Genomic DNA, 14,141 nt, shown 5'->3' with positions numbered 1-14,141 from the left:
AAGAGGAGGGATTTTTTATGCAATTATCACCACGTGAGATCGACAAAATCATAATCGTTGTTGCCGCAGATCTTGCTAAGCGACGAAAAAAGAGAGGATTGAAATTAAATTATCCAGAAGCTGTTGCATTTATTACTTATGAAGTATTAGAGGGAGCACGGGATGGAAAAACTGTTGCAGAATTGATGGAATATGGAGCAACCATTTTAACGAGTGACGATGTTATGAAAGGGATTCCAGAAATGCTTGATGATATACAGGTAGAAGCTACGTTTCCTGACGGTACAAAACTTGTGACAGTACATAATCCGATTAAATAAAAAGACGGGAGGCTATATACATGCAGCCAGGACAATTATTTTTGAAAGAAGAAGACATTATTTGTAATAAGGGAAGGGTATCCATCAAGCTAACTGTAATAAATACGGGGGATCGTCCTGTTCAAGTAGGGTCGCATTTTCATTTTTATGAAACTAATGAAGCCCTCCAATTTGATAGAGAAAAGGCATTGGGAAAGAGATTGAACATCCCTGCAGGAGCTGCTGTACGTTTTGAACCAGGGGACAAAAAGGAAGTTCAATTGGTTGATTATGCTGGCGAACGTCGTATTTATGGCTTCAATAATAAAATGAACGGTTCGAGAGAAAAGGAGGGAGAAAAATGAGTTTCAAAATGTCTAGAAAACAATATACACAAATGTATGGACCTACTACAGGAGATTCTATTCGTTTAGCAGATACTAACTTAATTATTCAAATTGAGAAGGATTATACTACCTATGGTGATGAAGTGGTATTCGGAGGTGGGAAGGTTATTCGTGATGGTATGGGGCAAAATCCGCTAGTAACACGTGGAGATGGAATCGCAGACGTGGTTATTACTAATGTTGTTATTCTGGATTATACTGGTATTTACAAAGCTGATATTGGTATCCGTGATGGTAAAATTGCTGGTATTGGTAAAGCAGGAAACCCATTGATTATGGACAAAGTGGATATCGTGATTGGATCGGGGACAGAAATTATTGCTGGTGAAGGAATGATTGTAACAGCTGGTGGTGTCGATACCCATGTTCATTTTATTAATCCTGAACAGATAAGAGTAGCATTAGCTTCAGGTCTTACCACGTTGATTGGTGGAGGGACAGGTCCAGCGGCAGGATCAAAAGCCACAACGGTTACTCCTGGAGAATGGCATATGCACCGGATGCTGGAAGCAGCGGAAGGAATGCCGATTAACGTCGGTTTCACTGCAAAAGGTCAAGCAGCTTCCGAAGATCCACTTGTGGAACAAATTCGCGCCGGTGCTATCGGGTTGAAGGTCCATGAAGACTGGGGATCAACGGCTTCCGCCATTGACTATGCATTAAGGGTAGCTGATAAATATGACATACAGGTCGCACTTCATGCAGATACTTTGAATGAAGGAGGATTTATGGAAAATACAATGGCAGCGATTAAAGGTCGTGTCCTTCATATGTATCATACAGAAGGAGCAGGAGGGGGGCATGCACCAGATTTAATTAAGTCCGCTAGCCATATGAATATTCTACCGTCATCAACAAACCCAACTTTACCTTATACAGTGAATACAGTGGACGAACATTTGGATATGTTGATGGTTTGTCATCACTTAAATCCCTCTATTCCAGAAGATTTAGCATTTGCCGATTCGCGTATTCGGCGTGAAACTATTGCTGCTGAAGATATTCTTCAAGATATAGGCGTATTTAGTATGACTAGCTCAGATGCACAGGCGATGGGGCGTATCGGCGAAGTTATTTTACGCACCTGGCAAGTGGCTGACAAAATGAAAAAACAAAGAGGGACATTGGAAGGTGACAGTGAGTTTTCTGATAATAATCGTGTGAAGCGTTACGTGGCTAAATATACTATAAATCCCGCTATTACCCATGGTATTTCTGAGTATGTTGGATCTATTGAAGTTGGAAAAATTGCTGACCTTGTGATGTGGAATCCGGCCTTTTTCGGGGTAAAACCTGAAATGATTTTGAAAAATGGATTTGTTGTGGAAAGCTTGATGGGAGATGCAAATGCGTCTATCCCAACACCTCAGCCAGTTATTTATCGTTCTATGTATGCACAATTCGGAAAAGCTCTATCCAAATCGTCTATTACGTTTATTTCTCAAGTATCCTTCGATGAAAAATTACATGAGAAGCTTGGATTGCAAAAAATGATTCTTCCAGTTCACGGCATTCGAAAACTGACGAAGAAAGATATGAAGTTGAACTGTGAGACTCCTGAAATCACAGTAGATCCACAGACTTATGAAGTAAAAGTAAACGGCGAGTTAATTACATGTGAACCTGTTGATCAAGTGCCGATGGGACAACGATATTTCCTATTTTGAGGTGAAGATATTGATAGTTGAACAAATTATAACAAATATTGAAAATATGGAAAAAGAAGAGATTGAAAAACGTCATATTGAGAAAATTTACCTAGAAAGCGCAGATTTGATGAAACGGATTCAAAGAACAACAACGGACCATGGTAAGGAAATTGGAATTCGATTAAAAGAACCGCGTGACCTCGTTGCTGGTGATGTATTATATATGGACGACAAAAATTTAATTATAATAGATGTTCTGTCCGATGATTTAATTGTGATTAAACCACACAGCTTAAAAGAGATGGGGACAATTGCTCATCAATTGGGGAATCGCCATCTTCCCGCTCAATTTGAAAAAAATGAAATGCTTGTTCAGTATGATTATCTTGTAGAAGAGTTACTGCAAGAACTTCAAATTCCTTATAAATGTGAAAAACGGAAAGTGAAAAAAGCTTTCCGTCATATTGGACATAGTCATGGGTAAAAATTTACTTGCATTATTACAGCTATGCGATTCTAATTTACCAACAGGGGCGTTTAGTCATTCATACGGGCTGGAAACTTATATTCAAGCAGACAAAGTGTATGATCAGAAATCATTTTTTCATTGGTTGCGTGTATATATAAATGAGCAGCTCGTTTATTCCGATGGACTTGCTTGCCGTCTTGTATACGAGGCACTAGAAAAGGAAGACTTCCAAAAGATATGGAAGATTGATCGGATGGCGACTGTACAAAATTTACCACGAGAAACGAGAGAGGGCACCCAAAGAATGGGGCACCGGATGTTACTGCTCGTAAAATCTCTGTATGATATTCCGCTTCTATCTGAATATAGTGAGCGCATTAAACAAATGCAATCCTTCGGTCATCCAGCGATTGTATTTGCGATTGTGGGCTACCATTTAGGGGTGCCTACATTTACCACCATTTTATATTATTTATACTCAGTTGTTTTGAGTCTTGTCCAAAATGCAGTACGAGCCATTCCTTTGGGACAAACTTCAGGTCAGAAAATTATTCAAGAATTTCAAACAATTTTAACAGAGGAGACCATAGCTAAGATAAAGACATTGAATGAAGAAGACTTTGGTATTGTCTCGCCAGGATTGGAACTATCGCAAATGCAACATGAACGTGTGAATATTCGCATTTTCATGTCTTAATGGAAAGGAAGTGTTTTTGATGGAACTCATTAAAATTGGTGTTGGGGGACCTGTAGGAGCAGGGAAAACCGCATTGGTTGAAAAATTAACTCGTCATCTGAAAGATGATATCGACATGGCTGTTGTGACAAACGATATTTATACTAAAGAAGATGCTAAATTTTTAATGACCAACGGTGTACTTTCAGAAGATCGTATTATTGGTGTAGAAACAGGTGGATGTCCTCATACTGCCATACGTGAAGATGCTTCTATGAATTTCGCAGCCATTGAAGAATTAATCAAGAGACATCCTAATCTTGAGCTTATTTTTGTAGAAAGTGGCGGGGACAACCTAGCTGCTACATTTAGCCCAGAACTTGTTGATTTTTCCATCTATATCATCGATGTAGCCCAAGGAGAAAAAATTCCACGTAAGGGCGGACAAGGTATGATTAAGTCAGACCTATTTATCATCAACAAAACGGATTTGGCTCCTTTAGTTGGAGCAAATTTGGATATTATGGCATCTGATACTAAAGTATTCCGTGGTGATAAGCCATTTATTTTTACTAATTTAAAAACTAATGAAGGACTTGACCAAGTCGTTGATTGGATTAGTAAGAATGCATTTTTAAAAGGCTTGGAATAAAGATGCAGAATTGGACAGGGATTTTACGTTTAGATGCCCAGCACAGGAACGGAAAAACAGTAGCAAAGAAAGTATATTTTCAAGGGGCGTATAAAGTCATGCGTCCTATTTATCATGATGAATCTGGTCAAGCCTGTTATTATATTTTAAATCCAGGAGGTGGTTATCTGGATGGTGAACGCTATCAAATCCAGATTTCGTTAGAGAAACATGCAAAGTTAACATTAACCACACAGTCAGCTACAAAAATATACAAGACACCAAACAAGCCTGCTTATCAGGAAACAGAAATTAACCTTAAGGAAGGTAGCTATCTCGAATATATTCCTGATCCTTTGATTGGTTATCGGGATGCACGATATAAACAAAAAAATGTTATTTATATGGAAAAAGGTTCTACACTTTTTTATTCGGATATCATTACTCCGGGATGGTCTCCTGATGGAGAAGAATTTAGTTATGATATGCTTCAGTTGATTAATGAGATTTATATGGAAAGCGAGTTGGTAGTATATGATCATATTAAACTAAAGCCTGCTATACAGGATATGAAAGAGATGGGCTTAATGGAAGGGTATTCGCACCTGGGATCTATGATTGTGATTGGTGAAAAAGCAAATCCAGATTTACTTGATGTTTTATATCATGCTATTGATGCTAATACAAAGGAATATAAGGTCGGATTGTCATCCTTATTAATTCCGGGATTCACCATACGAGTTTTAGCTAATACTACACAAACCATTGAAGATTTATTCTCTGAATTTCACCATATAATTAGTCACGAATGGTTTAATAAACCCCCTAGCTTTCTAAGGAAATACTAATATTCATTGCTTACCAACTAATGGAACCCCCTGGGTTTTAACAATAAAATAAATGGCGGAGAAAATTGATGAAAGTTACATTTTCGGTTGTGACTATTGGTTTTATTTTCGGAATCCGACATACCCTTGAACCAGAACATATTATTGCGGTATTAACCAAAAATATACTTGGGGTGTTACCGTAAGGGAGCATGAATGCTAAAATGTCAAACTGTCTAGCGATAGACGAAAAGACTTAGTGTTCTAACTCAAGCCCCCACGGAAACGCTTCATCTCAGTAGGGAGAGTGAAGGCTCTGTTGCAAATTTTGACAAAACATAAGTACGTTTATAAAATACAACTTTAGTTTAAGCAGTGCTATAAGTAACGGCTGTAATTCTTTGTATGTCGAAAAAGAGAAGTCTGAACTATGACTTCTCTTTTGTTTGTATATAGCAGGAATGGTAGGTGAGACATGACGAAGATTTTGAAATCCTGCGGATTTAGCAAAACGTCGTTTAATATATCTATAATCCTGTTTGATGAGGTTATTCAAATGCTTAACCGTAACAGTACAATGTTTCATATCTTTTTCAATTTTTTGAATGTACAAAGTAGGATTGGAACCGGATTTGTTGTGAGAACCGGTGGTCTCCAACAAATTTCATGAGTCTTTATATAAATATATAAGTAGCTTGATAATTTCTGGTTTTACGAAATTGAATACTTAAGGTGATACCCTTTTCAATCAATTGCATGATACAGATAATATCGCTTACCTTTGACTTTCATATAGGTCTCCTCTAAATGCCAAATATGTTGATTTGTTTTCTTCTTCCGCATTTGATCAATCAAATTTTCATATTCATAAACTGAACGCATGAGGGTTGTTGTAGGATAAATGGATACGCCATGTTCGCTCAAAAGTTCCGATACATCACGATAGTTTAAAGAAAACGAAAGTAGTAACCAACGGCTACCAAAATAATATTTTTCCTAAATTGTTTTCCTTTAAAGCATTATGTACCATCGACCTCTGTTCAATTTTCCTACAATTTAGCTTAGTTCAAAAAACTTTGCAGCAGAATCTTATAATTTCTTACTTTGAACTAATTCTTGAAATAATGTGTAATCTTCGACTACTTGATGATAATAGTCCTCACTCCATTGCAAAAATTGTTGAGGGAACTGTGGATTTTTTTTCATAAATTCCACAGTATTTTCTGCAAAACGATGGGGAATATATGTTTGATTATAATCTGAATCTGCCCGTGCATGCATACGAGCGAACGCTATTGCGGCGTATTGTACAAATTCTTCTACATCTGAAATTTTACGGAAATCTGCTGAGTCAAACTCATGATACCAAGGAGATAATTTTTTTACTGAATAGGACCGCCCTCGTGTATATAGGGTACCAAGATGCGAATCGATGTTTATACCTGTTGCAAGCGTAGCAATACGCGTCCGTTCTGCATGAGATGAAAACCATCCGTCATATTCTTCTTTGGATAATGGGCCTTCTGTAAACATTGCGGGTAGTTGTTGTTCTTTGACTTCCAACACAATATCATCTTCTGGTTCTGCCGTATTTCCTTCTATCAAGACATAAAAAATATCCCTTCCCACACTGCCAACACCTGAATTTTGTTTATGCACCACATCTTTTCGAGTAAAATATCCTTCGGATTTCGTATCAGCGAAAGACGCTATACTTTTGATATACCCGTTCCACCCTTTTGTAAAATCTTCTTGTTCTTCTGCACCAAGAGAAACGAAAGAGGAGTCATTTGGAAGAAAGATATGCTTTCCATTTTGCAGTAATGTAGTAGTCTGCCCAAGAAAGGCCTCGTATGTATAGGACGATTTCATTTCTTCCATTTGTTTTTTGATAAATCCATCTTTCAATTGTTCAGCACGAAGTTCCTTGTATTTTTCCGTCGGATTTTCGATGATTTTTTGTAATGTTGTTTGATATGTTTGTAAAAATGCGGAAGCCATTTGTTTTTGTTGTGCTGTCGATACCTTAATATGAGGTAATTCATCTGTAAATAAAAAGATACTACTCATAAAACGAAGAATATCCCAATAGAATGGTCCTATATAAGAATTCTTAAAGTCAGTGACATCAAATCGTAAAGTCCCCTCACAATCATCAAAAATAGCTACGTTTTGAGCATGCGCGTCTCCTTCTAACCAGGTTTGGATAGGGGCATGTTGATTCCATCCAGCCGGTATCGGAATAACTCCGGCTCGAAGGTCACTATAATATAAAGGGGTTGTCCCCCTATAAAAGTTGAATGGTGATTCCATCATTTTTTTATATTTGTTTGCACGAATCGTAGGATCTTGGATAAAAGCATTAGCCCCTTGCAGTTGGTGCTGTAAATATGTTTGGCGTTTTTCTTTATTTAATGTATTTTTTGTTTGTTGGTTAGATTGTTTAGAATGGGACGTGTATGATTTATTTGCATTAAAAGAACAACCAGTTGTAGCAAAGATACTGATGGCGATACATAGGTATAAAATTAGTTTCATCACTTGCTCCTTTCTATGTTTTATTTCTATTTTGTTTTTTTGATAGAAATATCCGAAACCGACTTTTTCGCATGATTGAATCCACACGAAAAAGACAATATACGCTTCATGCTTATATTGTCCGTTTCTTTTGGTCCTTATCAAATAGGTGGCGTGAAAAATAATATTTATTATAGAGATATTTATTATATCGAAACGGGAGAGCATCGATATGTATGAAAAGGTCTTTTGACAAGCGTAATTTTTATACTTTTATGATATCATTTTTGCAAAAGAGGCCTCATTTTTCGTGTAAGAATGCTGCTGGTGCAAAAATAAAGTAAAAGAGAAGTTTGAATTAGGAGTGCTCTTTTATTTGTATATAGAATGTTTTGGCCTATTCTCTCGAAATGGGGTTAAATGAATCATGATGAATAAAACCTATACGGTCCGTATCTATCTAAATCAAACACAAGTGATTTTAATTTATAAAATGATTGGCTGTTCTCGTTTTGTATACATTTCCTATCCCTATGGGATTATGCATACAAAGAAATAGAATGAGGTTTGTTTGGCTAAAAAAAGGGGAATGTATTGCGAGGCAGTTGTCTATTCGCAACCTTGCGGATGCGTATACACGCTTTTTTACAAAATAAACTAGAGTTCTTTAGAACTCTTTACTTAGGAATCCACCTCTTCTAAACGAAATGAAAGTGGGGGAGTTTTAAGGTTCTTTCCCGTATTAGTTGAACTCTCGTAATAGAATCTTTTTTCGCAAAATATCAAAATTATTCCTGCCATACATAATCCGTTTGATGAGCTTTGTTTTATTCACACTGCCTTCCGCTAAACCATTACTATAGGGATATTTACAAGCATGGAGTACAGACTCAAAATCTCGTTTTATTCCATGTAGGAAGGAGTCTACTTCTGGAATAGAAAGTTTTTCTGCTTTAAGTATCCATTCAGACAATTTTTCATACTGTTTTTCTGCCAGTATAGTTTGAAACTGGTATAGCAAAGTTAACAATTCCTGAACAGATGGATAAAGCTCAAAAATTTCTTCTATCTGTTGACTCTTCAATGCAGGATCCCCTGCTGGATTAAAGATCAATCTAATAATTTTTTGTCTAGGAATAGAATGAAAAAATGGTTTCTTGATGTTCTGTTGCTTCTTGAGCAATCGGATATGGTAACGAGTTGTAGAAACACTGCCTGTGTATCCTTGCAAAACTAAATGATCATGAATTTTCTTTGAGGAGTATCCTTTTTGCATATATGTAATCATGTGCTCCAAATAAGAATTGATTTTTGTAGTTCGACCAGAACGGGTTTGTACACTGATTGTTCGTAAATTTTCCTTTATATACCTTCGTACCGTTCGTCGATCTAAATGTACGTATACAGCAATTTTTCTGATACTCATTCCTTCGGAATGAAGTTTTTTCACCTGTTTGATTATCTGCTTTTTTCGTTGTATGTTTTCAAATCTTTCCCTTTCAAATTTAGTCATGAAAAGAGTAGACAATTGATGTTTAGGCAGATGAATATACTTTTGAAGCGTACGAATGTCCATTGCTAATTCTTTTGCAATCCTAGAAATAGGTATCTTTTTTTTCTGTAATTTTTGCGCGATCACAATTTTTTCTTTTCTGGTAAGCAAAGAGTAAGCTGGATTTATTTCGTCCACTAATGGGCTATTAATTTGTATAGAAGTAGGTAGTAATCGTTGAAAATATTTTTTTATATAATCCATTACGTTTTTTACTAAATGAAAGCGGTCATTAACTTGAATAGCTGTAGGGTGTGCCGCTGTAATTGCATTTCGAAAAGTGACAGAACCGTCTCTAGAAACGATTTCTAGATGGGGAAATGTTTTCAACCAGACAGTCACATCTTCTAAATCCCTAGAAGGGATTAAATCGACGATTTTATGCGTTTCAATATTTACCATAATCGTTCCATATCGATGCCCTTTTTTAATAGCGAAATCATCAATACAGACCTTGGTAATATTACTTTTATCGATTATGATTTCTTTTTTTTAATCCAACGGCAAATGGTGCTTTTACTAATTTTAATTTTCTGTTGATGGAGCCTTTTAGCAGAGTTAATCGAACTCATTTCTAAAGAAAGAGCCAAAATTTCCTTTTGTAAACGCTTTGTTTTGCGTGCCTTCGGCTCGATATAAGGAAGTGGCATGCTAAAAGTCGTATAAGAGCAGCTAGCGTTTATACAAAAAAATTTAGGCAGCTCTAGATGAATAAGGGTTTCAAAATTTGAAACAGGAAGATCTTGAAAAACTCGATAGTATTTTGAATGTACTTTGTCTGATTCCATCATACAATATGGGCATATAGCTTTTATATATTTTGTTTTAGCTTGAAAAACAATTTGATCGTCGATAAATTCATGTTTTACATATTGAATGTTAGAATCTAATACACTTAAAATATTTTCCATCGAATATCCCCCATACCTTTTCCCTATTTTATATGTCATTATATCAATTTCAACTAATACGGGAAAGAACCAGTTTTAAGTGTATTCTTCCAACATTATAGTAGATGTTTTCAGATGTAAAAAACGTTCAAAAAGTATACGGTAAAGTTCTGTCCGGTGCATCCAAAGATTGTACACGTTATCAAATGCTTCATAAAAATCGGTGTTCGCCGAGAGCTATTAACACAATCCATTTATAAAGAGTTATTCTTTGTATTTTTAGTTCCAGTAATTATCGGTATTGTTCACATATTAGTTGGTATGAATATATTCGGTGTCCTTTTGGTTGATCCATATTATCGAATTTGGTCACCCATTGTTATTTTCGTAGTGATTTACTCAATTTATTACTTCATTACAGTTCAATTGTATAAAAAAATTGTGCTTCCGAAATAAATTTAATGGAATGATATTATTTATATGAAATGGGTCCTAGTGAAAAAACGCTCAAATTATATCGTTTTACCTAAGAACAGACTGGTTCATTAGTCTGTTCTTTTGAGCTCGTAAAGATATGTGTAAGTAGGGCCATGCGAGGTCCTTCACTAGAGGAAGAATAAGAAAAGCCAACCTCTTTTTTAGAAAGAGAACTTTTTTGTGAATTTCTATAAAATTATCATCAATTTCAATTTTTTTCGGTCAAATTTAAATCCTATTTGAATTGCAACTGTAATGTATTCTTTTTGTCATGTACGTATTTTTTCATCTTCACCAGGTAGTTTAATAATTGTAGAATTAAATCTGAAATAAGGGTTCCAATTCCATTTAAGGTGAAATTATATTTTTATGTTGATAGTAAAAATACTAATTCGAATTATCCCTTTGTAAAATCCCTTTCTTTGTATTATGTGTCTGCTCTTTTTTGATAAAATTAAATTGCAACATACATAAGGAGGAAAACGTATGAAACGATATAATAAAATGTTAAAAAACGCTCCACCTGTTGGGGTATTAAGCACACCATTAGTTCCTTTACAGCAACTAATCTTGAGATTTATATGAAACAGGTATTTTTTCAGGGGTGTGTGGAACAGAATGATGCAAGTAATCATAGGCGTATTTATTCTATGTATGAAACTATAAATCATCTTGTAGAAGTTGACGATTTACATGAACAAACTAATTGGAAAGGAGACTCATATAACTTTGTTTGTCTTAATTATTTAATTTTACCCAGCCAAGAACAAGGTGTTTTAAATAAGTTAAATGCAATTCAAAAAGACAATGTAACACTTCAGCAAATCCTTAAAGCGATAGATGGATATCATAGTAACACAAATACAATTACTGGTATTGACACATTGCAGATTTCTAATCCCAATGCAGATAAATATTTGGAAGCACCTAGACCGGACGCTAATTCAAATCAGTATCAGACTATTGATATGAAAGTCATTAATCAGTTTTACACCAATAAAATAACCGCATCAACTCAAGAAATAGTAACGACTTATCAAATGAGTAAGGAATTATCTGTCAGACATATTCTGAATGTGGGAGCGAAAGAACCCTTGAAACTTACATTATCAGGTGGTTTGGAAGATATTCTTAAGGCGCAAACTGATCGAATTGTTGAATTTAATTACAATCATGGATATATGAATGCAACTAAAACCATAGATATTGAAATAAAGTTTGTTCGAATTTTACCAGAAAACTTAGAAGTGGCTCCTCGTACAGCTGTTATAAAAACTGTTAAATTGAGTAAACCTATATATGCATCAAAACTATTAGGAATCTCTAGAATTGCAGGGTACTATACGGACTATGTCGATACTTATCTAACGTGGATTCGATTGGGCATTTATAATAAATTCAGGGTAATCTCTCAACACAATCCAATTATTTGGGAGAAACTACAGGAGTTAGGATTTTCTCTCGATAATCGAACGAAAGAAGTTATCTTTAAAGGAGTTATTAATATGATAGACAGGAAAGAAACGGATGATTCGTATACGGTAATCTATCAGGCTTATGAGTTAGATGTAGCTGGGAATATTAATTATAACAATCCTGTAGGAGCTCCTGTAGAAAAAATAAGAAAAGTAGAAAAACAGCAAAATACAATCATTTTAAAATAGGGGAAGTAAATCCAAACATGTATATTTGGCCAGTTGATGATAGTGTAGCATTTACCAATAATTTGAATTTATAGAGCGATAATTTGATTTTCAAATCAATATGACTATGTAGCCTCCTTATGGAGGTTGTTTTAATTTTGCCGGTCTTAACTTAAAAAGTTATATCATTTAACATTGCAAGATATTTACTATGTATTACTTATTATCAAAATCAGTATATGTAAGTAAGGAGTAAATTTGATTTTAGTGCGAATTTAAACTGTGTAATAAAATTTGATGAAGGTTATCTGTAATTATACTATTGCTCGATTTTAAATTAACATTTTTATAAAATTACGTGTGTATCAAAAACATAAAAAGATTGTAAAGTCTATATAAGGGGTGTCCAGGTGGCGATAAAAGGTTAAATTATTTATGAATTGAATAAGGCGTTTTATGTGTTGCTAAGTTAGGAAACTTATATTTTTCTGAGATTATATAGGTTTTGAGTTTGTTGGTAGTAATGTATGTATGCGGCTATTTTTTTTTGAGAATTCAACACTTATCGTTTTTTCACAAGCGCTGTCTGTAGTTTCATTGTAATCAACAACAAACAAGGAGATGAAAAAATGAAAAAAATGTTCATATTCGGTGGTATTCTTATCATCTTGTTTGCAACAATTTTAATTATCGTACAAATAGAAAAACAAACGGATTCCACTAATACGCAAAAGGATAATGTTAGTAGTAGTCAAATAAATAGTTCTGACTACTACACAAACAAAATTTCCCTTTCAAATCTTCAAAAAAATTTAGAAGAGAACAAAGAAGAAATAATTTAATTTTATCAAACTTCTTGTGTTCATTGTCAAAAAATATCTCCAATTATAGTACCGATGGCGCAACACTTGAATATTGATATGAAAGTTATGGATATTGAAACATTAGATGGTCCTTGGGATGAGTATAAAATAACAGGTACTCCCACTATTATTCATTTTAAGGAGGGTAAGGAATCGAGCCGTATTAGCGGTAAGCATAGTAGAACAGAGTTCAAAAAATGGTTTGAACAAATCAAGACGAAATAGTATAGAGGCGAAATATCAAGAAGAGAGATTTTGTTGCTAGCGGTTTGAAGTTGAGGGAGTTCGAGGAGAATATGAAATATACTATTAAAAAGTTATTTTTGAACATATATGATTTTGATATAACAATAACGCCATTTTATGGAGGATTGAAATACAATATTAAGCTGAAAAATGCCAATAATATATAAATCGTTAGGTTATTTTACCATTTTAACCAATTGACAGTCACACATAGTATGAATATAGGAATGAAACAATCGATGCATTTAACCTTAGAAACGAATTTCCTTAACCTTCTTGAAGCAAAAAATAATATAACGTTTGAATACTCTACAAACTATGGATATACAAATGTATCTACATCAGTTGATACTGTCTCACATATTGTTCATGTTCCGTCAGAGGAATTCGAAATAGCTCTGCGTACAGCAGTTGTAAAAACTGCTAAGCTGAGTACACCAGTATATACATCGAAATTATTAGGAACTTCTAGAATTAAAGGGTACTATACGGATCAAGTTAATACGTATCCAACATGGGTACAATTAGGGATTTATAATAAATTAAAAGTCATCTCTCAACACAATCCGACTATCTGGAACAAATTAAAAGAATTAGGATTTGCTTTAGATGATCAGACGAAAGAAGTCATTTTTAATGGTGTGATTGATATGAGAGACCAAAAAGAACCAGGTTCAGTATATGAATCTAGCGTTCAAACTTATGAATTAGATGTAAACGGAAATATCAACTTTAAACCTTTAGGGATACCTGTAGTAAACTCAGAAGGACTGGTAATAAAGTAAATATGTGTATATAAAAAATACGTTGTAAACTCGCTTTTTGGACAGAGTGCTGGTTAGGAAAAAGTCTAAAATTTTTTGACGAAGAGTCTATATAAAGTATCATGGTCCGTTCGTTTTTATACATATTATGAAAAGAGTATAGACAAAACTAAGGTATTGAGGAATAAAAAAATTGTTTACTCATAAAGGGGATAGTCAATCCATTGTAAA

General features: G+C 34.6%; 12 protein-coding genes and 4 pseudogenes. 12 read left to right on the top strand and 4 right to left on the bottom strand.

The window, feature by feature from the left end:
* Positions 1–17 precede the first annotated feature (17 nt).
* Genes MHI28_RS32740 through MHI28_RS32710 form a run of 7 tightly spaced genes read left to right on the top strand, consistent with a single transcriptional unit; the run spans position 18 to position 4,979 of the window.
* Entirely contained in the window at positions 18–320 is a 303-nt protein-coding gene (locus MHI28_RS32740) for an urease subunit gamma (protein ID WP_233936725.1), read from the top strand.
* A 20-nt stretch (positions 321–340) separates the two neighbouring features.
* Entirely contained in the window at positions 341–664 is a 324-nt protein-coding gene (gene ureB, locus MHI28_RS32735; protein ID WP_340828693.1) for an urease subunit beta, read from the top strand.
* Positions 661–2,373, top strand: coding sequence for an urease subunit alpha (gene ureC, locus MHI28_RS32730; protein ID WP_340828690.1), 1,713 nt, complete (start codon positions 661–663; stop codon positions 2,371–2,373). The genes ureB and ureC overlap by 4 nt, the downstream gene beginning before the upstream one ends.
* A gap of 10 nt (positions 2,374–2,383) precedes the next feature.
* The gene (ureE, locus tag MHI28_RS32725; RefSeq protein ID WP_340828688.1) at positions 2,384–2,839 is read left to right on the top strand and encodes an urease accessory protein UreE; all 456 of its coding nucleotides are present in this window, start codon (positions 2,384–2,386) and stop codon (positions 2,837–2,839) included.
* Positions 2,832–3,521 carry an urease accessory protein UreF gene (locus tag MHI28_RS32720; RefSeq protein ID WP_340828812.1) on the top strand — a complete coding sequence of 230 codons (690 nt, stop codon included), beginning with the start codon at positions 2,832–2,834 and terminating at the stop codon, positions 3,519–3,521. Before ureE ends, MHI28_RS32720 begins: the two co-directional genes overlap by 8 nt.
* A gap of 19 nt (positions 3,522–3,540) precedes the next feature.
* Complete coding sequence (gene ureG / locus MHI28_RS32715) at positions 3,541–4,152, top strand: urease accessory protein UreG (protein WP_233936731.1); 612 nt, start codon at positions 3,541–3,543, stop codon at positions 4,150–4,152.
* Positions 4,153–4,154: 2 nt separating this feature from the next.
* Positions 4,155–4,979, top strand: a complete 825-nt coding sequence (locus tag MHI28_RS32710) for an urease accessory protein UreD (RefSeq protein WP_340828684.1) — start codon at positions 4,155–4,157, stop codon at positions 4,977–4,979.
* Between the two features lie 361 nt (positions 4,980–5,340).
* Here MHI28_RS32710 and MHI28_RS32705 read toward each other — a convergent pair.
* Positions 5,341–5,947, bottom strand: a pseudogene (locus MHI28_RS32705) (IS6 family transposase); the annotation flags it as partial.
* A 100-nt stretch (positions 5,948–6,047) separates the two neighbouring features.
* Positions 6,048–7,496, bottom strand: a complete 1,449-nt coding sequence (locus tag MHI28_RS32700; protein ID WP_340828683.1) for a DUF2252 family protein — start codon at positions 7,494–7,496, stop codon at positions 6,048–6,050.
* Positions 7,497–7,902: 406 nt separating this feature from the next.
* Here MHI28_RS32700 and MHI28_RS32695 point away from each other — a divergent pair.
* A pseudogene (locus tag MHI28_RS32695) lies at positions 7,903–8,128 on the top strand (helix-turn-helix domain-containing protein); the annotation flags it as partial.
* Between the two features lie 89 nt (positions 8,129–8,217).
* Here MHI28_RS32695 and MHI28_RS32690 read toward each other — a convergent pair.
* Together MHI28_RS32690 and MHI28_RS32685 are read right to left on the bottom strand one after the other, a co-directional pair.
* Positions 8,218–9,489 (bottom strand): ISL3 family transposase, encoded by a 1,272-nt coding sequence (locus tag MHI28_RS32690; RefSeq protein ID WP_269800728.1) that lies wholly within the window; start codon positions 9,487–9,489, stop codon positions 8,218–8,220.
* Positions 9,490–9,503: 14 nt separating this feature from the next.
* Positions 9,504–9,938, bottom strand: a complete 435-nt coding sequence (locus tag MHI28_RS32685; protein WP_075717486.1) for a transposase family protein — start codon at positions 9,936–9,938, stop codon at positions 9,504–9,506.
* Between the two features lie 143 nt (positions 9,939–10,081).
* Here MHI28_RS32685 and MHI28_RS32680 point away from each other — a divergent pair.
* The 4 genes and pseudogenes from MHI28_RS32680 to MHI28_RS32665 all read left to right on the top strand — a co-directional run.
* Positions 10,082–10,373 (top strand): annotated as a pseudogene (locus MHI28_RS32680) (ABC transporter permease); the annotation flags it as partial.
* A 602-nt stretch (positions 10,374–10,975) separates the two neighbouring features.
* Entirely contained in the window at positions 10,976–12,058 is a 1,083-nt protein-coding gene (locus MHI28_RS32675) for a hypothetical protein (protein WP_340828681.1), read from the top strand.
* 608 nt (positions 12,059–12,666) lie between these two features.
* Positions 12,667–13,125 (top strand): annotated as a pseudogene (locus tag MHI28_RS32670) (thioredoxin family protein).
* Between the two features lie 260 nt (positions 13,126–13,385).
* Positions 13,386–13,931 carry a hypothetical protein gene (locus MHI28_RS32665; protein ID WP_340828679.1) on the top strand — a complete coding sequence of 182 codons (546 nt, stop codon included), beginning with the start codon at positions 13,386–13,388 and terminating at the stop codon, positions 13,929–13,931.
* Positions 13,932–14,141: the final 210 nt, after the last annotated feature.

It is taken from the genome of Bacillus sp. FSL K6-0268 (assembly GCF_038005425.1).
GTDB classification, from domain to species: Bacteria; Bacillota; Bacilli; order Bacillales; family Bacillaceae_G; genus Bacillus_A; species Bacillus_A thuringiensis_S.
This window is presented reverse-complemented; position numbering and strand designations above follow the sequence as displayed.